The sequence below is a fragment of the Flaviaestuariibacter terrae genome (assembly GCF_054777635.1).
Genome location: NZ_BAAHAL010000006.1, coordinates 1,283,133 through 1,304,462, shown reverse-complemented (window position 1 = coordinate 1,304,462; position 21,330 = coordinate 1,283,133). Strand labels below are relative to the sequence as shown.

Here is a 21,330-nt window from a genome sequence, read left to right as displayed (position 1 = left end):
ATTGTTAAAAGCGTTGCCATCAATCGATGCCGGTTGAATGAATCGTATCTTTTCGAAAATGATCGCTATGCGATATGGATTTTTCTTCCCTGCCTTCTTCGTTGCAACGGCGGCCGTTGCGCAATCGCAGCACCCGGTTGCCGTTGTGAAGAGTGTTGCGATTGCCAGGAAGGTACCACAGGCAGACGCACCGCCCACCGCCGCAGAAGTGCTGAAGGAAGCCCGTGCCGTGGCAGCCAAAGAGCATAAGAACGTACTCATCCTCTTTCATGCATCGTGGTGCGGCTGGTGCCACAAAATGCAGAAGGCGATGGAGGAGCCGGACATGAAGCTGTTGTTTGAGAAGAGCTTCGTCATCCGCTGGCTCGATGTGTACGAGCAGCCGCCGAAGAAAGCCCTCGAAAATCCCGGCGCCGAAGACCTGTTGAAGCAATACAAAGGCAATGACCTCGGCATCCCGTATTTCCTGCTCTTCGATGCGCGGGGAAACAAGCTGGCCGATTCGCAGAAGGCGCCAGGGCAGAACATCGGCTGCCCGGCCGAAGAAGACGAAGTGGCCTTTTTTGTGGAGGTTTTGAAGAAGACGACAAAGCTGACCCCAGACGAACTGCAATTGATTGCCGGGCGGTTCAAAAAGAACAAGGGTTAGTTAATGGCTGACCCGTCATTGCGATCCGCCAGCGGGCGGAGAAGCAATCTCTTCCCTGCTACACGGAACTTGCTTCGGCGCCAGCCATCAACAGATTGCTTCCTCAGCCGGCGCTTCACGCCGTCTTCCCCGCAATGACGTTTCTATTGAATCTGCCGTTCCTGCGGGCGATCATTTTCACCGATTGACCTACATTTGCGCGCATGGCTACCGATCAATTTACCTCCCCGGATTATTTCCTGGTTGACGAACTGCTCACCGACGAGCACAAGCTTATCCGCGAAACGGTGCGCAACTATGTCAAGAAAGAGATCTCCCCGATCATTGAAGACTACGCGCAGCGCGCCGAATTTCCCGAGCACATCGTGAAGCAGCTCGGCGAGCTTGGCTGCTTCGGACCGACCGTGCCGGTTGAGTACGGCGGCGGTGGCCTCGATTACATTTCCTACGGCCTGATGATGCAGGAGCTCGAGCGCGGCGACAGCGGTGTTCGCTCCACGGCCTCGGTACAAGGCTCCCTGGTGATGTTCCCGATTCATGCCTATGGATCGGAGGAGCAGAAGCGCAAATACCTGCCGAAGCTGGCCTCGGGCGAATGGCTCGGTTGCTTCGGTCTTACCGAGCCCGACCACGGCTCGAACCCCGCGGGCATGATCACCAACATCAAGGATGCGGGCGATCACTACGTGCTCAACGGCGCCAAAATGTGGATCTCCAACGCGCCCTTCGCCCAGGTAGCTGTGGTATGGGCGAAAGACGAGGCGGGCGACATCCGCGGACTCATCGTGGAGCGCGGCATGGAAGGCTTCAGCACCCCCACAACACACGGCAAGTGGAGCCTGCGCGCTTCGGCCACGGGCGAGCTCGTTTTCGACAACGTAAAAGTTCCGAAGGAAAATATCTTTCCCGAAGTCAAAGGACTGAAGGGGCCGCTTGGCTGCCTCAGCAAAGCCCGCTACGGCATTGCCTGGGGCGCGCTCGGCGCGGCGATGGACTGCTACGATACGGCCCTTCGCTATTCGAAGGAGCGCATCCAGTTCGGCAAGCCGATCGGCGCGTTCCAGCTGCAGCAGAAGAAGCTGGCCGAGATGATCACCGAGATCACGAAAGCCCAGCTCCTGGTATGGCGACTCGGCACCCTCATGAACGAGGGCCGCGCCACGCCGCAGCAGGTGTCGATGGCAAAGCGCAACTCCTGCGAGATCGCCGCCAACATCGCCCGCGACGCCCGCCAGATGCTCGGCGGCATGGGCATCACCGGCGAATACTCCATCATGCGCCACATGATGAACCTCGAAAGCGTCATCACCTACGAAGGCACCCACGATGTGCACCTGCTCATTACGGGTATGGATGTCACGGGATTCAATGCGTTCAAGTAGGCCGCATCGCGTTACCCTCAAACTTTTCCTAAAGCAATAAATAAGGATGGCTCGCATTGCGAGCCATCCTTATTTTTGGAATCTACGTACTTATGAATGTGCAACACCTGCAAGACAGATCGGATTTAAGCGCTCCCCCCGGGGGGCAGGGGGCCGGCCGTCTCTTCCTCGTCGGCTTTATGGGCTGTGGCAAATCCTATTGGGGCCGGCAGCTGTCGCCCGCGCTGGGCGTGCCTTTTATCGACCTCGACGAGAAGATCGAGGAATCGGCGGGCAAATCCATCAACGACATTTTTGCGGAAGATGGAGAGGAGTACTTCCGCCAGCTCGAAAAGGAAACGCTGCACCTGCTCACCGAGAGCCACCCGGCCTTCGTGATGGCCACCGGCGGCGGAACGCCCTGCTTCTACAAGAACATCGACTACATGAACGAGATGGGCCGCACGCTGTGGATCAACTGCTCCACCAATTGCCTCCACAGCCGGCTGCTGAAGGAGCGCGACAGGCGGCCCCTCGTGCGCGACCTTGGTGAAGACCAGCTCCGTGCCTATATCGTACGCAAGTTCGGCGACCGCCGGATCTTTTACCAGCAGGCCGATATCGTGGTGGAGCAGGACGACCTGCAGCTCGGGCAATTGCTGGATAAGATTGCGCATGCGTAAGCTCCATTCGAAGCGTCATTGCGAGGAAACGAAGTGGACGAAGCAATCTCTTCCGGCCCGCGCAGAAGTAACTTGAAGCCGCGGCGTCAGCCCGATAGGGATTGCTTCGTTGCCCTTCGCGCTGCTTCGGGCGCCTCGCAATGACGGCCTGCCTTCCGAAACCTTTCAAAGCCTTTCAAAACCTCCCCAAGGCCTATTTTTGCCCCCATGCAGAAAACCTTCCTTTCCCTCGGCGCCATCCTGGCCGGTTTGGGTGTGATCCTGGGCGCGTTCGGGGCACATGGCCTCAAGAAGTACGTGGGCGCCGACGTGGTGGCCACCTATCAAACGGGTGTGCAGTACCAGATGTACCACGCCTTTGCCCTGCTCCTCACCGGAATCCTCTGGGAAAAGTTCGGCGGCAGCGCACTCAGCGCGGCGGGCTGGTGCTTCCTCGTGGGGATCGTGCTGTTTTCGGGATCGCTGTACCTGCTGGCCTCGCTCAAGGCCATGGACAGCGTGGGTCTGCGCGGCGTTGGCATTATCACGCCGATCGGCGGACTTTTTTTCATCGCCGGCTGGATTGCGCTGCTGATCGGAATGCTGCGCCGATAATTTTAATATATTAGCCGAAAACCGCCACCCATCCGGATCGGGCGATTATCTTTGTTCTATGGCGAACCGGCTGAAAACTCCACCACCCCCGCCTGCAGCGGTTGAACCCGAAGTGCCTGCAGAACTTCCCGAAATCCAGGAGGCGGAACCCGCCAAGCCCAAGCCTGCCCGCAAGTCGCCGCGCGCCAAGGCCGACAAGGACGGGGCCAAGGAAAAGGCTTCCAAAGACGCCGGTAAATTCCGGAAAGACCGCGAGGAAGCCATCGACTTCAAAAAGCTCGCGCGCGACGAGCGCACCTGGAAGATCATCGGCACCGTATCGCTGCTGATGGCGATCTTCCTGTTCATCGCCTTCGTCTCCTATTTTTTCACGTGGAAAGAAGACCAGGACAAGGTGCTCCAAAACAGCGCTTCCTTCCTCGTCGACGACGAGGTGAAGGTCACCAACCTCCTCGGCCGCCTCGGCGCCTGGACCGCCCACTTTTTCATCTACCGCGGCTTCGGCGCTTCATCGCTGCTGTTCTGCACCTTCTTTTTCGTGGTCGGCATCAACCTGCTGTTCGAGCGCAAGGTGTTCTCCATCTGGCGCAACCTCAAATACATCACCTTCGGTCTGCTCATCGCCTCGGTGACGATGGCCTTTATCCTCCCGTCGCACTACGAAGACGGCGTTGACTTTCCCTGGGGCGGCCGCGTGGGCAACATGATCTCCGACTGGCTCGGGCGCTTCCTCGGCGGCGTCGGCACAGCGGCACTCCTGCTGGTGGTCGGTGCCTCGTACCTGATCTGGCAGTTCAACCCCACGTTCAGGATCCCCGAGCGCAAGCAGCGCCCCCTGCTGCCGGTTGCGGAGGAAAGCGACAGTCCCTTCCTCGACGAGCCGGCTGTTGACGAAGAAGCCGAAGTGCCGTCCGGCGCGCGTCTCAGCATCGCAACACCCTTCCTCGACAAAGCTTCCGAGCCCGGCGAAGAAGCCGCTCCCGAGCGTCCCAACCAGCTCAAAGGCGAGGGTGGGATGCAGTTCACCCCCAGCGTCAACGACATGTACGCCGGCGTTCCTTTCGAGATCGTGGAAAAGGAAGAGGAGCCCGGGGATGAGCCGGTAACAGAGCCCGAAGAAGAAGAGGATCTCCCGATGGAGGAGGAGCTGCCGCAGGAGAAAGAGATCGTGGCCGACATCCTTCATACCCACGACCTCGAAATACCTTCGAAGCCCTCGGTAGTGGTGCTGCCGCCGAAAGCCGAGCCCGCTCCCGAGCCGCCGGCGCCGCCCGCGGAAGCGAAGGCTGTCATCATGCCTTCCGACAACTTCCAGCTGGAGATCAAGGAAGCGGAGCCCGAGCCCGAGGTGGATCACGAGATCGTCCAGGCCGACAAGGGCTACGGCGACCTGCCGCCCTACGACCCGGCGCTCGACCTGCGCGACTACAAGCACCCGCATATCGACCTGCTCGAAGTGCATGGCTCGGAGCGCGTGGAGCACGACCCCGCCGAGCTCGAGGCCAACAAGAACCAGATCATCAACACGCTGAGCAACTACGACATCAGCATCCAGAAAATATCGGCCACCATCGGGCCTACGGTGACGCTGTACGAGATCGTGCCTTCGCCGGGGGTCCGCATTTCGCGGATCAAGAACCTCGAAGACGATATCGCCCTCAGCCTCGCGGCGCTGGGCATCCGCATCATCGCGCCGATCCCCGGGCGCGGCACGATCGGTATCGAGGTGCCCAACGTGAAAAAATCGGTCGTGTCGATGCGTACGATGCTGGCGTCGGACGATTTCCGCAACTCCTCGATGCAGCTGCCGATCGCGATCGGTAAGAAGATCGATAATAAACTCTTTGTGGCCGACCTCGCCACGATGCCGCACCTGCTGATGGCGGGTGCCACGGGGCAGGGTAAATCGGTTGGCCTCAACGCCATCCTCGTATCGCTGCTGTACAAGAAGCATCCTTCGCAGCTCAAGTTCGTGCTGGTGGATCCGAAGAAGGTGGAACTTTCCATCTACCGCCATATCGAGCACCACTTCCTGGCCAAGCTTCCGGGCGAGGAGGAAGCGATCATCACCGATACCAAAAAGGTGATCGCCACGCTCAACGCGCTTTGCATCGAGATGGACAACCGCTACGACCTCCTCAAGGAAGCCGGCGCCCGCAACATCAAGGAGTACAACGAGAAGTTCACCAAGCGCAAGCTCAACCCGCAGAAGGGCCACCAGTACCTGCCCTTTATCGTGCTGGTGATCGACGAGTTTGCCGACCTCATTATGACCGCCGGCAAGGAAGTGGAGATGCCCATTGCGCGTCTCGCGCAGCTGGCCCGCGCCATCGGTATTCACCTGATCATCGCCACGCAGCGTCCTTCGGTGAACATCATCACGGGTACCATCAAGGCCAACTTCCCCGCGCGTATCGCCTTCAAGGTTTCCTCCAAGATCGACTCACGCACCATCCTCGACACCGGCGGCGCCGAGCAGCTCATTGGTAAGGGTGATATGCTGATCTCCTACAACGGCGAGCTGGTGCGCCTGCAGTGCGCGTTTGTGGATACGCCCGAAGTGGAGCGGATCAACGACTTCATCGCCGACCAGCGCGGCTACCCCCAGGCCTTCCTGCTGCCCGAATACGTGGACGAGAAAGAACTCGAAAAAGGCGGCGACTTCGACTCGGGTGAGAAAGACCCGCTCTTTGAGGATGCGGCCAAACTCATTGTGCAAAACCAGATGGGATCGACCTCGCTGCTGCAGCGCCGCATGAAGCTTGGGTACAACCGCGCCGGCCGCCTCATGGACCAACTGGAACGTGCCGGGATCGTCGGACCCAACGTAGGCTCGAAAGCCCGCGAGGTGCTGTTCAAAACCGAGACGGAACTGATGGAGCACCTCATCATGCTGGGTTGATGCGGTTGCAATTGATACGGTTCAGCGGATCCGGATCGTAAGCCGGAACCTGCCTGGAGTATCGCCTTCGGCCATCCGGTCGGGCCCGATCCGCAGCGCGTACCAGCCTTTTTTCTGCAGCGTATATGTTACCTGTTGGCCGAAGGGGCCGTCGGCTTCGCCGCCGGGCATCAGCAACTGGTTGAATCGGAGGTTGACGTTCGGGCCCGCTGTAAAGAGCCGTGCCTCCAGCCGTCCCGGGCGCGCTACTTCGAAATGATAGATGCTGTCGCGCCGCAAGGGCGAGAATTCACCCAGTACGCTGATACTGTCGCTGCCGGAGGCGAAGCGAAGCGTATCGGTTGCTGCTGCTTCTGAATTATCCGGCTTTACCGACGTCGGCATATGATCGCGGTTTTCGCGAGCGCCCGGCTGACCCGCATCCGGCGGATTGGATGTGCGGTTGTCCGTGCAGGCGGCGAAAAGGATGACAGCAGCAACGAGGTAGAGGCGACACATACCGGAATGCGGTCAACTTCTATGCCTCCGACCGCCCATTTGCCGCGGGCTTCATGTTAAGCTTCGTTAAGACCCGTTAGAACGCTGTTAATCCATTGCCGGTTAGGGCCGATCGGTATGCTCCTTGCCCTTGGCGGGGCGTTAATGGGCTTATATTTGCCCGCATTACTTAAGCAAGCACACGACTCCATGAAAAGAATTGTTACCCTTATGCTGGGCCTGGCGACACTGACCGCCGCCAGTGCGCAGAAAGTTACTTCCAGCAATCCCGTAAACAGCGACCCCGAGGCCAAGAAGATCCTCGACGCGGTGAGCGCCCGCTTCCGCACCTTCCGGGCTCCCAGCGCCGCCTTTACCTATAAGATCGAGAATGCCCAGGGCAAGGCTCTTTCCACCAAGAAAGGCAAGGTGATCATGAAAGGCACCAAGTACCACGTGACGATCCCCGGCATGGAGCTGTTCTCCGACGGCAAAACAAGCTGGAGCTTCGACCGCAGCGCCAATGAGGTAACCGTAAAAGACGTGGAAACGGCAACCGGCGAGATCACGCCGCAGAAGCTCTTCACGAACTTCTACGACAAGGACTTCCTGTATAAGCTCAATGGCGAGAAGCGCGAGGGCGGCCGTGTGCTCCAGGAGATCGAGCTGACGCCGACCAATAAGACACGTCCCTACCACAAGGTGTACCTCTGGGTAGACAAGGTCAATAAAGTATTCTACAGCGCCCGTATCCTCAACAAGGACGGCAACCGCTTCACCTATACCGTGAGCAGCCTGAAGCCCGACTCCGGCGCCTCTGATGCCGAATTCGTTTTCAACAAGGCGAAGTTTCCCGGTGTGGAAGTGGTCGATCTGCGCTGAAGCAGGTCGAACAGCAGAACAAGGAACAAGGAATATTGAATGAAGAAGGGAAGTCCGAACAGGCTTCCCTTCTCTATTATTCGTCCCTCCCGATCAATATTCATCCTTCCTTGTTCTCGGGTTCAAAAAAATCCCATCGTCTTGTGACGATGGGATTTTTTTTGAGTGCTCTTCCAGAAAACCTCCTTCAAACACACACTATCGATCGGAAGTGCAAACACAAAGTTTATTCTTCGGGCGTGCTGCGGCCGTTGCGCTCGCGCTGGCTTTCCTCGCGGGAATAGCTTACACCGGCGCCGTCGCTGTTTTTAAGGCTGCCGCGCTGCTCTTCGAAGTTCATCCCCTCGAAACCGGTGGGGGCACCGGGACGGCCCTGGCGTTGCTCGTTCTGGCTGGGGCCGCTGTTCTTGCCTTGGTTGATGTGTTCCATACGGGTAGCATTTACAGGTTAACTACAGACGAAAATGGTGCCTTTTTTTACGCTCTTTACAGCCCGGCCGTTGTGCGGAAAAAGGGGTGCAGGTTGGGGACAAAACATTGTTAAGACAGATGGGCTGTGGGGCAACCTGGGCAATAGGAGGGAGCAAAGTGGCACTTTCGGGCTACCTTTGCGGCCGCAGTTATGAAGTACCAGTCCGAGATTCAAAAGCGCCGCACCTTCGCCATTATTTCGCACCCCGATGCCGGCAAGACCACCCTGACCGAGAAGTTTCTCCTGTTCGGGGGCGCCATCCAGGTGGCGGGGGCCGTGAAAAGCAACAAGATCAAAAAGGCCGCAACCTCCGACTTCATGGAGATCGAGCGGCAGCGCGGTATCTCGGTTGCCACCTCCGTGATGAGCTTTGAGTACCGGAACACGCTCATCAATCTCCTCGATACGCCCGGTCACAAGGACTTCGCCGAAGACACGTTCCGCACCCTCACCGCCGTCGACTCTGTTATTCTTGTGGTCGACTCGGTAAACGGTGTGGAAGACCAGACACGCCGCCTCATGCAGGTATGCCGGATGCGGAAGACGCCGGTGATCGTGTTCATCAACAAGCTCGACCGCGACGGCAAGAACCGCTTTGACCTCCTCGAGGAGATCGAGAAAGAGCTCTCGCTCTCGCTGCACCCCATGACCTGGCCGATCAACCAGGGCAAGGATTTCAAGGGCGTCTACGATCTCCACAACAAAAGCCTCCGTCTCTTCACGGCCAGCACGAAGGCCACCGACGATGATACCATTTCGATCAGTGATCTGTCCGATCCGATTCTCGACCAGAACCTCGGCGAGCGCGATGCCGCCACGCTTCGCGAAGACGTGGAGCTTCTTGATGGCGTGTATGGCGAGCTCGACCCGGAAGCCTACTGCAGCGGTGATGTAGCCCCCGTATTTTTCGGGTCGGCGGTCAACAACTTCGGCGTGAAGGAAATGCTCGACACCTTTATCCGCATTGCGCCGGTACCGCAGGACCGGGAAACTTCCACGCGCCACCTGGCGGTGGGCGAGGACAAGTTCAGCGGCTTTATTTTTAAGATCCACGCCAACCTCGACCCGAAGCACCGCGACCGCATCGCGTTCCTCCGCGTTTGCTCGGGCAAGTTTGAGCGCAACAAATATTTTCACCATGTTCGTCTCAACAAGGACGTCCGCTTCTCAAACCCCTACACCTTCCTCGCCCGCGAAAAAAGCGTGGTGGATGATGCCTACCCCGGCGACGTGGTGGGTCTTTTCGACACCGGCAACTTCAAGATTGGCGATACGCTGACGGAAGGCGAGAACTTCTTTTTCACCGGCATCCCGACCTTCTCCCCGGAGATCTTCAAGGAAGTGGTGAACAAGGACCCGATGAAAACGAAGCAGCTCGAGAAGGGCCTGCTGCAGCTCACCGACGAAGGTGTGGCGCAGCTCTTTACCCAGTACGGCGGCAACAAGAAGATCATCGGCTGCGTGGGTGAGCTCCAGTTCGAGGTGATCCAGTACCGCCTTCTGCACGAATACGGCGCTTCGGTAGCCTTCAACTCGCTGCCTTTCTACAAAGCCACCTGGCTGACCAGCAAAGACCCGAAGAAGCTCGAGGATTTTGTCCGGTTCAAAAGCAACAACGTAGCGGAAGACAAGGACGGGCAGCTCGTTTACCTCGCGCAGAGCGAATGGTTCCTGAATACGGAGCGCAGCAACAACCCGGATATCGAGTTTCACTTTACGAGTGAAGTGCATAAATCCTGAGGCGTGGGTTGCTCTGTGATCTGTAGTTCCTGAAGCCCGACAGGTAAAAAAAATAATATATTTGTCGGGTAAACCAAACTGCATGGCCGGCAAATTCTTTCATTGGCTTCAGCATCTCCATGGCTTTGAACTGGTGCTGTGGTGCATTGCGCTTCTTTTCTCCCTGTTGTTCCTGCTGCAATCTGTTGCATCCGTCATTTTCGGTGATGGCCACGACGGCCACGACAGCAACCTGGATGGCGATGCGGGGCATTCCTTCTTCACGATCCGTTCGATGATCGCCTTCTTCACCATGTTTGGCTGGGCGGGGCTTGCCGCCTACCACGCGGGCCTCGGCGAGATGACGTCGACGCTGCTGGCCTTCGGCGCCGGCTGCGGCCTGGTTTGGCTGCTCTGGACCGTCATGGGCCGCGCCGCGAAGCTCCGCTCGAGTGGCACCCTTCAACTCAAAAACGCGCTCTACAAGGTGGGCGAAACCTACCTCCGCATTCCCGCCAGCCGCGGCGGCACGGGTAAGATCCAGCTTCATGTGCAGGGACGCTACCTCGAGCTCGATGCCATGACCGATGATCCGGCCGACATCGCCACCGGACGCCCCATACAGGTTGTCAGCGTGCTGGGCAACCACGTGCTGCTCGTTACCTCCGAACTAACCTCCTGAACCTTCTGAATCTCCTGAACCTCCTAAACTTTCTAAACCCTCATTATGTCTGGTCTATTGCTGATCGTGATCGCCGTAACGGTGGTCTTCCTCTTCATTTTGCTTTTCTCGCTCTTCAGCCGCTTCAAGCGTTGTCCTTCCGACAAGGTGCTGGTGGTATATGGTAAGGTCGGCTCCAACGCCGAAGGCAACCTCAGTGCCAAGTGCATCCACGGCGGCGCAGCATTTATCTGGCCCATCATCCAGGACTATGCGTTCATGGATCTTACGCCGATCTCGATCGTGGTCAACCTCACCAATGCACTCAGCAAGCAGAACATTCGCGTGGACGTGCCGTCGAAGTTCACGGTAGGTATTTCTACGGAACCCGGCGTGATGGAGAATGCCGCCGAGCGCCTGCTCGGGCTGCAGCAGCAGGATATTCACTCGCTGGCCAACGATATCATTCTCGGCCAGATGCGCCTCGTGGTGGCGATGATGGATATCGAGGAGATCAACAACAACCGCGATAAGTTCCTCACCAACGTTGCCACCAACGTGGAGGCGGAGCTGAAGAAGATCGGTCTCAAGCTGATCAACGTGAACATCACCGACATCAAAGACGAGAGCGGCTACATTGTTGCCCTGGGTAAGGAAGCCGCTGCCAAGGCGATCAACGAAGCGAAGATCAGCGTGGCCGAGCAGGAGCGTATGGGTGAGGTAGGTAAGGCCGACGCCGACCGCTCGCGCGACATTGCCATCCAGGAAACGCAGAAGGAGCGCGACGTGCGCATCACGCAGACCCAGCGCGACCGCGACACCGAGATCGCCCTGGCTACCCGCGACCGCGAAGTGCTGATCGCTGCCGCCCGGCGCGACGAGCAGATCGGCAAGGTCGAGGCGGAGCGCGATACACGTATTAAAACTGCCGAGGCCAATGCCGTGGCGATGACGGGCGAGAACCAATCGAAGATCGCCATTGCACAGTCGGACGCCGAGCGCCGCGAGCGGGAGGCCGAAGCGCTGAAGCGCGCCACCGCAGCCGAGAAGGTACAGTCGGCGCAGGCCCTCGAAGCCGCGTATAACGCGGAACGGAAGGCCGAGGAAGCCCGAGCCGAGCGCGAGCGTGCCTCGCAGCAGGCCAACATCGTAGTGTCGGCGGAGATCGAGAAGCAGAAGGCCATTATCGAGGCGCAGGCCGACGCCGAGCGCATCCGCGAGCGCGCCAAGGGTGAGGCCGATGCCATCTATGCCAAGCTCGAAGCCGAAGCCCGCGGTATGTACGAGATCCTCACCAAGCAGGCCCAGGGTCTTGACCAGATCGTAAAGGCTGCGGGCAATAATCCGAAAGATGCCGTTCTGCTGCTCATCTCCGACAAGCTTCCCGAGCTTGTGAAGATGCAGACGGAAGCCATCAAGAACATCAAGATCGACAAGATCACCGTGTGGGAAAACGGCCAGCAGAACGGCGAAGGCAAGAACTCGACTGCCAACTTCGTTTCGGGATTATACAAGGCTGTACCCCCGCTCAAAGACATTTTCGATATGGCCGGTATGGATCTGCCGAACTATCTCGGTAAGGGACAGGCGGATGAAAAGCCGCCGACGCCGCCGGTCGACCTGCTGCAGTAAGCATAATAATCGTACACCAGGACAATAACAGAGGCCCCGCACTGCGGGGCCTCTGTCGTACTACCGGGAGAAGCAAAAACATGCAACGAAGCGCACATGCCATAAAATGTTCTGCAGCCAGGATCAGCTTTATCCCTTCCAAAGCTTTCGCGTAGCGGGAGCGCTTGCCTCGCTTCGCTCGCAAGGACCGTGTCAACGTGCTTGTCAAAACTCAGGGGATACACCGGTATAATTCTCCGGCGTGATCTTCTTCAGCTCTTTCTTGAGCGTAGCCGACACATCCAGTCCATTGATGAAGGCGTGCATAGTCTCTTTTGTGACTTTACCCTTGCCGCGCGTGAGCTCCTTGAGTGCCTCGTACGGGTTCGGGTAGTTCTCGCGCCGCAGGATCGTCTGTACGGCTTCGGCAACGACGGCCCAGTTGTCTTCGAGGTCGAGGCGGATCTTCTCCTGGTTCAATACGAGCTTGCCCAGCCCTTTTTCGATGGAGCGGAAGGCCAGCATCGTATGCGCGAAGGGAACACCGAGGTTGCGCAGCACGGTGCTGTCGGTGAGGTCGCGCTGCAGGCGCGAGATCGGTAGCTTGGCCGACAGGTGTTCGAAGAGCGCGTTGGCGATACCGAGGTTGCCTTCGGCATTTTCGAAGTCGATCGGGTTGACTTTATGCGGCATGGCCGATGACCCGACTTCGCCCTTCTTTGTCTTCTGCTTGAAATAATCCTGCGAGATATAGGTCCAGATGTCGCGGCATAGGTCGATGAGGATGGTATTAATACGGCGCATCGCATCGAACTGGGCAGCGAGGTTGTCGTAGTGCTCGATCTGCGTGGTAAACTGCTGGCGCTGGAGCCCCAGGCGGTCCTCCACGAATTCGTTGGCCAGCGCAATCCAGTCTTTTTTCGGGTAGGCCACGCTGTGGGCGTTGAAGTTGCCGGTGGCGCCGCCAAACTTGGCGCTGAAGGGAACCTGGAGCAGCAGGTAGATGGCGTTGTGCAGGCGCTCCACAAACACCATCCATTCCTTGCCGAGCGTTGTGGGCGAGGCAGGCTGGCCGTGCGTGCGCGCAAGCATCGGCACCGATTTCCAGCTGCCGGCCAGCAGGCGCAGTTCCGTGTTCAGGTTGAGCAGGGCCGGAAGGTATTCAAATTCGAGCGCTTCTTTCCACGAGAGCGGGATCGAGGTATTGTTGATATCCTGCGAGGTCAGGCCGAAATGCACCCATTCTTTCGCAGCGGCTGCCCCGGCTTTTTCGAGTTCTTCCTTGAGGAAATATTCCACGGCTTTTACATCGTGGTTGGTGGTCGCTTCGATGGCTTTGATCCGCGTCGCCTGCTCGGGGCCGAAGTCGGCTTCCACGGCCTGCAGGTGCCTGGCGGCGGCAGCGGGCAGCCGGAAAAAGCGCTTGTCGGAAAGAAAAACCAGGTAGGCGATCTCCACGCGCACGCGGTATTTCATCAGCGCATATTCGGAGAAGTAATCGGCCAGCTGCTGTACCTGGCGGCGGTAGCGTCCGTCGATCGGGGAAAGGGCGGTCAGGGGGCTCAGTTCCATAGCGCGAAGGTAGTCTGCTAATGGGTTAGTCTGCTAGTCTGCTAATCGGGGAATGTGGTAATGTGGTAATGTGGTGATGTGCTGATGTGGGTGGAAGGGAAAGCATAAAAGGTGAAAGCACGCCAGCCAACCATAAACTACAAACTCCCGCCTTCGCTGAAGCTTCGGCGGGCGGAGCCAAACTCCCTCCTCCGCTGAAGCTTCGGCGGGCAGGGCCAAACTCCAAACCCCAAACTCCAAACCGTTCTATCTTTGCGGCGCTATGAATGAAGGGAAGATCAAGGTGGCGGCCGTAAGTTACCTCAACACGAAACCGCTCCTGTACGGAGTGAAGCGGCACCCGGTACTCGAAGAGATCGAATTGACGGAAGACTACCCGTCGCGGATCGCGCAGCAGCTGATCGACGGCGAGGTGGATATGGGCCTGATCCCGGTGGCGGTATTGCCGCGCCTCGCGGAGTCGCACATTTACACCGATTACTGCATCGGCGCGAGCGGCCCGGTGTCGTCGGTATGCCTGTTCAGCGAGGTTCCCATCGGGGAGGTGGAGCGCGTATACCTCGACTACCAGTCGCGGACCTCGGTGATGCTGGCGACCATCCTGCTCAAGGAATACTGGAAGAGCGATGCGGAACTGGTGCGCGCCTCGGGCGAAGACTACCGTTCCGGGATCCGCGGCCGCACGGCCGGTCTCGTCATCGGCGATCGCGCCTTCGAGCAGCGCCTCGTGTCCCCGTATATCTACGACCTGGGTGACGCCTGGATGGCGCACACGGGGCTGCCGTTCGTGTTCGCCGCCTGGATCGCCAACAAGAAGCTTCCCGCAGATTTCATCGCGCGCTTCAACGAGGCCAACGGCATCGGCCTGGCCCATATCGACGAGGTGGTGGCCGAAAACCCGTACCTGCATTTCTCCCTGCACGACTATTACACGAAATACATCGACTACCGGCTGGACGAAAAAAAGAGGGAAGCGCTGTCCCTCTTTATCGAAAAAGTGAAGCAGTATTCCTAACGGATGGCGAAGCTCGCAGCTTCGCTGCGATTCAGGCGGAAGATCGAATCGATTTCAGCTTCCGAAAGGGTTCGTGTGTAGATGCGGATGTTATCCAGCAACCCATCGAAGCTGCGGGGATCCACATCCCACCATTTGCCGAAATAAAAGGGCGCCTCGGAACAAACGGAAAAATCGCCCTGGTCGATCTTTCGTTCGGAACTGAGCTTCCCGTCGACATACAGGCTTTGCACGCCGCCGCCTGTCTGCACCACGATCTCGTGCCATTCGCCGGTTGGCACTTCCTGCTCCGAAAGAAGCGTGTTGGTATTGTACAAGTCCGAATAGGCGTCGCATACATTGCTTTCGCGGGTCACTCCGAAACAAAGCCGTTTGTCGAACGAAGGCTCGAAGCCCAGCGTGAGCGAAGCGCCCTTAGCGGTGCTGAAGTCCGCGCGGTTAAACACCCGTCCCTGCGAGGTGTTATGTGCGAGCACCGAGAAGGAAAGCGCGAATTCTCCTTTGGGAAACGCACGGCCATCGTTGATGACTGCGACGCCGGTCTTTCCATCCAGCGCCAGCGACCGGCCCGCGCAATCATTCGAGGGCTGGAGCGCCGCGCCATCCGTTAGCCGCATCGTGTGCCCATGCCCCGTAAGGTCATGCGCGTCTTGGTCGAACGAATACCAGGCCCACAGGCTCGAATCGAGGGCAGATGCCTCAGTAGCCGTATGTTTTTCGGAAAGGCAGAAGGCGCTCGTTATGCCGGCGAAGGCCAGCAAGACCGTCGCGGCCAGTGCAGGCCTTCTTATCAACGATTTTGCAGGATTCATGCTGATTGGTTTAGGTGTAGCCTAAAGATAGGCAATGCGCCAGTCGAAATACCAAAGGGGAACAGCCGCGCCGTGCAGGCATCTTCTTCCTCAACTGTCCCCCGTAGCTATTACCGAATCAGCAGCACCGTTCCTTTCTGGAATTGCTCCGCGGCGCCGGCGTTTTTGCGGTAGCGGGCATACCAAACGAAATGGTTTGTGTCCTGCATTTTCCCGTTCACGGTGCCGTCCCAGCCCGCGTTGAGTTGCGTGGTTCGGAAAACTTCCTCGCCCCAGCGATTGTATACATGAAGCTCGTAGGAAAATACGGTGACGCCAGGCAGGTGAGCAGCTTTGAAACGGTCATTTTTACCGTCGGAGTTGGGCGTGAATGCGGAAGGAAAATAGAGGTCGTCGTTGCAGGGCAGGACCAAAATATCCGCTTCGTCGTGGGCCGTGCCGCAGCGATTGGATACGTCGATGCTGTAGGTGCCGGTTGTAGTTATTCGGATCGCCGAGTCGGTGCTGCCGGTGCTCCAGACAAACGAGCGGATGTTGCGGCCCTGAAAGGTCAGCAGGAAGTTATCGTAGGCGCAGATGTCGCGGTCGGGGCCGAGGGTCACCGTGGGGCGGCCAAGGGTATCCACGAAGATCGAGTCGCGCACCGGGTTATGACAGCCCGTTACCTGGCTGTGCACCCAGTAAATACCCGGTGCATCAATAAGGAAGCCGGGCGAGGTAGATCCGTTCTGCCAGAGCCAGGACGTACTACCCGGGAGAACTGCCGCGTTGACCAGGTACGTTTGCCCCGGGCAGAGCACCGTATCATGATGCTGGAACAGCAGTGGCAGATGGAACACATCCACCTGTGTATTGGCGGAGTCGACGCAGCCGGCCGCGTTCGTAACCACCACCGTGTAGCGCGTTGTATCCGAAGGGAAAGCGAGAGGATCCGCGAGCAACCCGTTGCTGAGGGTGGAAGCCGGGTGCCACTGGTACGAGCTGCCACCGCTGGCGTTCAGTTGCAGTGAGTCGCCATTGCAAAAGCGCGTGCGCGGCGTGACTGTGATGACCGGCTTGTCCTTGACCGTCAGGGTCATCATTGCGCTATCGCGGCAGCCAAGGGCCGTTGCTGCTACGACCTGGTACGTAGTTGTCGTTGGGGGCGAAGCCTTTGGATCGCTTACTCCTGTGCTGCTAAGACCGGTTGCCGGCGACCATTGGTAGCTCGTGCCGCCGCCCGCGTTAAGCTGGAGTGAATCGCCGCGGCAGACGTTGCTGCTCGCCGTCATAGTCAGCGCCGGTTTGGGGTTAACGGTTACCGTGAAACTTGCCGAATCGCGACAGGCATTGGCTCCGGTTACAACCACCTGGTAGAGGGTAGTGACCTGCGGGCCCGCCTTCGGGTTCGCGATGCCCGGGTTGCTCAGCGTTGCCGCAGGGCTCCAGGCGTAAGCGATACCACCGGTTGCGGCCAGTTGCAGCGAATCGCCCGCACAGATCGTGCTGTTAGGTGTATGTCCGATCAGCGGCTTCGGTCGTACGGCCAGCGTCATGGTAGCCGAGTCTGCACAACCCTGTGGCGAGGTAACCAGCACCTGGTAATCGGTGGTCGAGGCGGGTGATGCTTTCGGGTTGCTGATCGAAGGATTGCTCAGACCGCTAGCGGGCGACCATGCATAGGTGCCACCGCCCTGCGCCGAAAGTTGCAGGGAGTCGCCCTGGCAGATCGATGCCGAAGCTGTCAGGTTGATAATGGGCCTCGCGTTAACCGTAACGACATAATCCGTTGAATCGGCGCAACCGTTTGTGCCCGTCACCAATAGATGGTACGAAGTAGTGGAAAGCGGTGCGGCCCTGGGGTTGGCAACATCCGCGTGGTTTAATCCGGTAGCCGGGCTCCACTGGTAAGCAGAGCCGCCGCTGGCCTGGAGTTGCAGGGAGTCGCCGCGGCAGATAACGGCATTGACCGGAGTGATCGCGATGACAGGAGGGAGGAGAACGGGAACCGTCACCGTCGTGGAGTCTTTGCAGCCCGCTGCATTGGTGACGACTACCTTGTATAGGGTGGTTGACAGCGGCGCGGCCTTTGGGTTCGCGACCGATGCGTTACTCAGGGTTGCCGCCGGCGACCAGAGGTACTGGATGCCGCCGCTGGCCTGCAGTTGCGCTGAGTCGCCCCGGCATACCGGGCCGCCAAACGTAGCCACCGGCACGGGTGCTGTTTTTCGGGTCAGGGAAACACTGCCCGTGCTTTGACAGCCTTCCGCATTGGTAACCGTAACCGTGTAATTGGTGGAAGTTGACGGAGCCGCACGGGGGTTGGAAATATTGGGATTGCTCAAGCCGGAGGCCGGCGACCAGGCATAGCCGGTACCACCGGTTGCGGCCAGTTGCACCGAGTCGCCGGGACAAAACGACGCCGACCCCGGCGATACCGTTACAACGGGTTTTGCATGCACCGTTACGGTAATGGAAGCAGAGTCTTTGCATCCCGATGCGTTCGTGACAATAACCTTATACGTGGTGCTGCTTGCGGGTGAGGCTTTGGGGCTGGCACTGCCCGGATCGCTTAAGCCGGCAGCGGGTATCCATTGATACGAAACGCCCCCGGATGCCTGCAACTGTGTCGAATCGAAGCGGCAGATGGCGGCTGCGGCCGGGGTGATACCAACAATGGGTTTTGGGTTGACGGTTACCGTAACGGTCGAAGAATCCTTACAGCCATTGGCGCCGGTGGCTACGGCCTTGTAACTGGTTGTGATTTGCGGGCCGGCCTTCGGGTTGGCAATCATGCTGTTGCTCAGCGTGGCTGCGGGGCTCCAGAGGTAGGTGGCTCCGCCGCTTGCGGTTAGTTGTGCGGAATCGCCGGCGCAGATGGTTCCGCCGCCGGCGAGGCTGACAATAGGAGCGGGCTTCCTGCTGACCGTAATACTACTGGAGTCCTTACATCCCTGCGCCGAAGTTCCGAGCAACTGGTATGTAGTTGTTGCGGCAGGTGCGGCTTTCGGATTGGCGGCCGTGGTCGAGGAGAGGCCTGTCGCCGGAGTCCACAAATAGGCGGCAGCGCCCGCGGCGGTCAGTTGTACGGAGTCGCCGGGGCAGAAGGAAGGGTTGCTCGGGATGATTGTCAAAATAGGTGCGGCCAGTCGGCTGACCCGGAATGTGTCGATGTCGGTACAACTTCCATTCGGGTAACGAACCCAGTAAACGCCCGGCTGTTTCACGTAAAGTGAGGCGCCAGTGCTTCCATTGCTCCATATGTTTCCGGTACTGCTTCCAGACTGAAGTAAGATACTATCGCCTGCACAAAAGCTTAAAGCTTGAGTTCGTATTCGTCCAGCGACAACAACCACTTGCTTGCAGAAGGTTGATTGGGTGGACAATCCCTCGTCGGTAGTAAGATTTATGCTATAAGTGCCGGGGGCATTATAACTAAATGAAGGCGGTGTGGCAAGGCTCGAGTTGGCGATACTGGCGTTACTGCACCCAACAAAGCGCAGCCGGGTCAGTGAATTCGAATTCACGTTCAGCACGAACGAGTAGAGGTCGCTGCCTGCCCGGAAAAGGCGGGAAATGCTGTGTGGAAAACTTAGGTTGCCAACATTGCCAAGGGAAGTCAGCGTTGGGATACTGGTAATGGAGTTGTGAAAATCCATTTTGACGATGTCATCTGTGCCAGAATAGTTGACTGCATACCCAACGATCTCCGAGCAGGAGGAATAGATCGTCAGGTCACGCACGCTGCTAAGCCTGTTACCCGGATTGCCCAAATTGGTACCCGTGGGCATATTCAGCAGTGACGTGCCGAAATCCAGGCGCGTTAAAGATGCGACCGAAGAGCCGGATGAAATGCTGCCTGCATTCGAAACAAACGCATACCAGTTGCCGCCATTCGCGACTGCAAAAATTCCGGTGGGGTAATTTAGTCCGCCAATGTTACCAAGGTTTTGTCCGGTAGGCGTACCACTGAATGATGTGCCAAAGTTAAAACGGGTAATTGTACTGCTTTCCGCGTTAAGCGTAAGTCCGTACCAATTGCTGCCGCTTTGGAATATGTGCAGGTCGGTAGGGTAGGCAAGGCTTCCGATGTTGCCCCAATTGGTTGCCACAGGAGTATTAGCCAAAGACGTTCCGAAGTCGAGTCGGAGAATCCGACTGTTTGCACCAGAGCCGCCCACTATAATGGCATACCAGCGGTTTTCATTAAAGACCAGTTGTATTCCCTCTGCCTGGTAGGGCACAATGCCACCAAACGTGCCGAGGTTAGTAGCGATTGGCGTATTAAGGAGGCTATTACCGAAATCCAGGCGCACTACCGATGCCGGCGAATTATTTGTAACAAACCCGTAGTAGTTGTTTCCTTCTTTGGCGTAGTCCATAAACACGGGAAGCGAATAGCCCATGTTGCCTAGATTGGTTCCAATAGGCGCTGTCGTTGAGTTGGCTACGCAGAAGTTCCACAAATAGGAGCTTGCATTGCTGGACGTGTTGGTAAGTGTTACCGGTGCATTCACGCAAACAGTATCCGGGGCAATAAAGGAAGCGATGCTCGGTGGCGGCGCTGCCACGGTAACTGTCACATTGGACGAGTCTTTACAGCCTTGGCTATTCGTTACAATAACCTTATAAACCGTGGTTGTGGCCGGAGAAGCACTTGGGTTAGCGATCGTTGCGTTACTGAGCCCCGTAGCCGGTACCCAGAGATAGCTGTTTCCGCCCGTGGCTGTCAGTTGCACAGAGGCTCCGCAGCAAATCGAAGGGTTGGTCGGCGTGACGGTAATGACAGGTCGTGGATTCACCGTTACGGTAACAGAAGGAGTGGTAAAACCACTGCTTCGCTCGCAACTTGTTGCATCTTTGATGCTAACTACAGAATAGGTGGCTGGCGAGGCAGGAGTGACCTGGATAACGCCATCGTTGCCAGAAATACTCTGGCTGAACGACGTGGTTCCATCACTCAATTGTACGGTAAAAGGAGCGGTACCCGATGTTGCGTGGAACGGGATGGAAGCCGTTTGGCCGGCACAGGTGCTAACAGCCGTAAGTGAGGCTTGTGGTAAAATGCAGGTCGGACAATTGGGCTGAGGAGGAGGCGGCAATGGACTTTGATAAAGAGCCTGCACCTCCGCGTCAGTCAACGCGCGGCTGTACCAACGTATATCATCGAGCTTTCCCTGGAACCAATTCGGGTCGCCGCTCCACCAAACCCCGAAGCGCAGCTGGCTGCGGCAATCCGAGCGTTGAAGGAAACTGGCATTAGCCGTGCTTAATAACTGCCCGTCCACATAGATCTTCTCTACCCCATTGCTGAAGCTGACAACTACATGGTACCATTTGAATTTGCAAAAAGTTGCATACGGAATCGATGTGGACTGATAGTCACTATTTCCGACGGGGTCGTTGCAAGGGCGGTTGTTGCGCACGATGAACGTGCGAACTGCAGGACCTGCCTGGATATTGAGCCCGAATTCCGACACGTTGCTTGCGTCGAAAGCACGCTTGGCAATTGCCATTTGAAGGCGGTCATCGCGCTCGGTATAAAACCAGACCGACACGGTCATTGCCGGCGTGGAAAACGCTCCGTCATTGTCAGCTACTCCCAGGTAGTCGTCAATGCCATCGAGGACGTACGCACTATTGGTATTACCGAACCGGTCCGATCCCAATTGTGCGCCGCCGTTGACCACAGCATGGTGCCCATTTCCTGAGGCATCATTGGAATTTCCATTGAATGGATAACTTGCTACCAGGCCAGTTGTCAGGTCAACCTGGGCTTCAGCACGAAGCGAACTTGCGACCCAAATACATAAGGTTCCTAGAACAAGAAGAAGGCGGGAGAAAGCAGTTGGTTTGTCGTCAATCCGTAACATGACCGGCAAATATATTAGTAAATTTCAGAATCTTTGCTTCCTCCCCCTTTTATACCGAACACGGAAAC

Annotated in this window: 15 protein-coding genes and 1 pseudogene; 10 read left to right on the top strand and 6 right to left on the bottom strand. The window is 57.8% G+C overall.

Annotated features, from left to right (window positions below; translation table 11 throughout):
• Window positions 1-67 precede the first annotated feature (67 nt).
• The 5 genes from ACYU7Z_RS06395 to ACYU7Z_RS06375 all read left to right on the top strand — a co-directional run bounded on the left by ACYU7Z_RS06395 (window position 68) and on the right by ACYU7Z_RS06375 (window position 6,189).
• Complete coding sequence (locus ACYU7Z_RS06395; RefSeq protein ID WP_460568538.1) at window positions 68-649, top strand: thioredoxin family protein; 582 nt, start codon at window positions 68-70, stop codon at window positions 647-649.
• 203 nt (window positions 650-852) lie between these two features.
• Entirely contained in the window at window positions 853-2,031 is a 1,179-nt protein-coding gene (locus ACYU7Z_RS06390) for an acyl-CoA dehydrogenase family protein (RefSeq protein ID WP_460568536.1), read from the top strand.
• Window positions 2,032-2,123: 92 nt separating this feature from the next.
• Entirely contained in the window at window positions 2,124-2,693 is a 570-nt protein-coding gene (locus ACYU7Z_RS06385; protein WP_460568534.1) for a shikimate kinase, read from the top strand.
• Between the two features lie 207 nt (window positions 2,694-2,900).
• Complete coding sequence (locus tag ACYU7Z_RS06380; protein WP_460568532.1) at window positions 2,901-3,287, top strand: DUF423 domain-containing protein; 387 nt, start codon at window positions 2,901-2,903, stop codon at window positions 3,285-3,287.
• Between the two features lie 112 nt (window positions 3,288-3,399).
• Entirely contained in the window at window positions 3,400-6,189 is a 2,790-nt protein-coding gene (locus ACYU7Z_RS06375) for a DNA translocase FtsK (protein WP_460568530.1), read from the top strand.
• 21 nt (window positions 6,190-6,210) lie between these two features.
• On the opposite strand, the gene ACYU7Z_RS06370 is transcribed toward ACYU7Z_RS06375, so the two are convergent.
• Window positions 6,211-6,573 (bottom strand): hypothetical protein, encoded by a 363-nt coding sequence (locus ACYU7Z_RS06370; protein WP_460568528.1) that lies wholly within the window; start codon window positions 6,571-6,573, stop codon window positions 6,211-6,213.
• Window positions 6,574-6,876: 303 nt separating this feature from the next.
• Between ACYU7Z_RS06370 and ACYU7Z_RS06365 the strand changes: the two genes are divergently transcribed.
• Window positions 6,877-7,548 (top strand): LolA family protein, encoded by a 672-nt coding sequence (locus ACYU7Z_RS06365; RefSeq protein ID WP_460568526.1) that lies wholly within the window; start codon window positions 6,877-6,879, stop codon window positions 7,546-7,548.
• A 226-nt stretch (window positions 7,549-7,774) separates the two neighbouring features.
• Here the strand turns inward: ACYU7Z_RS06365 and ACYU7Z_RS06360 are convergent, their stop codons facing one another.
• On the bottom strand, window positions 7,775-7,978 hold the full coding sequence (locus ACYU7Z_RS06360; RefSeq protein WP_460568524.1) for a hypothetical protein: 204 nt from the start codon (window positions 7,976-7,978) through the stop codon (window positions 7,775-7,777).
• 192 nt (window positions 7,979-8,170) lie between these two features.
• On the opposite strand from ACYU7Z_RS06360, the gene ACYU7Z_RS06355 reads away from it, so the two are divergent.
• The 3 genes from ACYU7Z_RS06355 (at window position 8,171) to ACYU7Z_RS06345 (ending at window position 12,032) form a co-directional block, all read left to right on the top strand.
• A complete protein-coding gene (locus tag ACYU7Z_RS06355) occupies window positions 8,171-9,760 on the top strand; it encodes a peptide chain release factor 3 (protein WP_460568522.1) in 1,590 nt (529 codons plus the stop codon).
• An 82-nt stretch (window positions 9,761-9,842) separates the two neighbouring features.
• Window positions 9,843-10,421 (top strand): hypothetical protein, encoded by a 579-nt coding sequence (locus ACYU7Z_RS06350; RefSeq protein ID WP_460568520.1) that lies wholly within the window; start codon window positions 9,843-9,845, stop codon window positions 10,419-10,421.
• A 45-nt stretch (window positions 10,422-10,466) separates the two neighbouring features.
• Window positions 10,467-12,032 (top strand): flotillin family protein, encoded by a 1,566-nt coding sequence (locus ACYU7Z_RS06345; RefSeq protein WP_460568518.1) that lies wholly within the window; start codon window positions 10,467-10,469, stop codon window positions 12,030-12,032.
• A 204-nt stretch (window positions 12,033-12,236) separates the two neighbouring features.
• On the opposite strand, the gene purB is transcribed toward ACYU7Z_RS06345, so the two are convergent.
• A complete protein-coding gene (gene purB, locus ACYU7Z_RS06340) occupies window positions 12,237-13,583 on the bottom strand; it encodes an adenylosuccinate lyase (protein WP_460568516.1) in 1,347 nt (448 codons plus the stop codon).
• A 262-nt stretch (window positions 13,584-13,845) separates the two neighbouring features.
• Here purB and ACYU7Z_RS06335 point away from each other — a divergent pair, with 262 nt between their 5' ends.
• On the top strand, window positions 13,846-14,598 hold the full coding sequence (locus tag ACYU7Z_RS06335; protein ID WP_460568514.1) for a menaquinone biosynthetic enzyme MqnA/MqnD family protein: 753 nt from the start codon (window positions 13,846-13,848) through the stop codon (window positions 14,596-14,598).
• On the opposite strand, the gene ACYU7Z_RS06330 is transcribed toward ACYU7Z_RS06335, so the two are convergent.
• From ACYU7Z_RS06330 to ACYU7Z_RS06320, 3 genes and pseudogenes are all read right to left on the bottom strand, one after another.
• A complete protein-coding gene (locus ACYU7Z_RS06330) occupies window positions 14,595-15,410 on the bottom strand; it encodes a LamG domain-containing protein (RefSeq protein ID WP_460568512.1) in 816 nt (271 codons plus the stop codon). The genes ACYU7Z_RS06335 and ACYU7Z_RS06330 overlap by 4 nt on opposite strands.
• A gap of 110 nt (window positions 15,411-15,520) precedes the next feature.
• Window positions 15,521-18,523 carry a T9SS type B sorting domain-containing protein gene (locus ACYU7Z_RS06325; protein ID WP_460569148.1) on the bottom strand — a complete coding sequence of 1,001 codons (3,003 nt, stop codon included), beginning with the start codon at window positions 18,521-18,523 and terminating at the stop codon, window positions 15,521-15,523.
• A gap of 1,998 nt (window positions 18,524-20,521) precedes the next feature.
• Window positions 20,522-21,262, bottom strand: a pseudogene (locus tag ACYU7Z_RS06320) (LamG domain-containing protein); the annotation flags it as partial.
• Window positions 21,263-21,330: the final 68 nt, after the last annotated feature.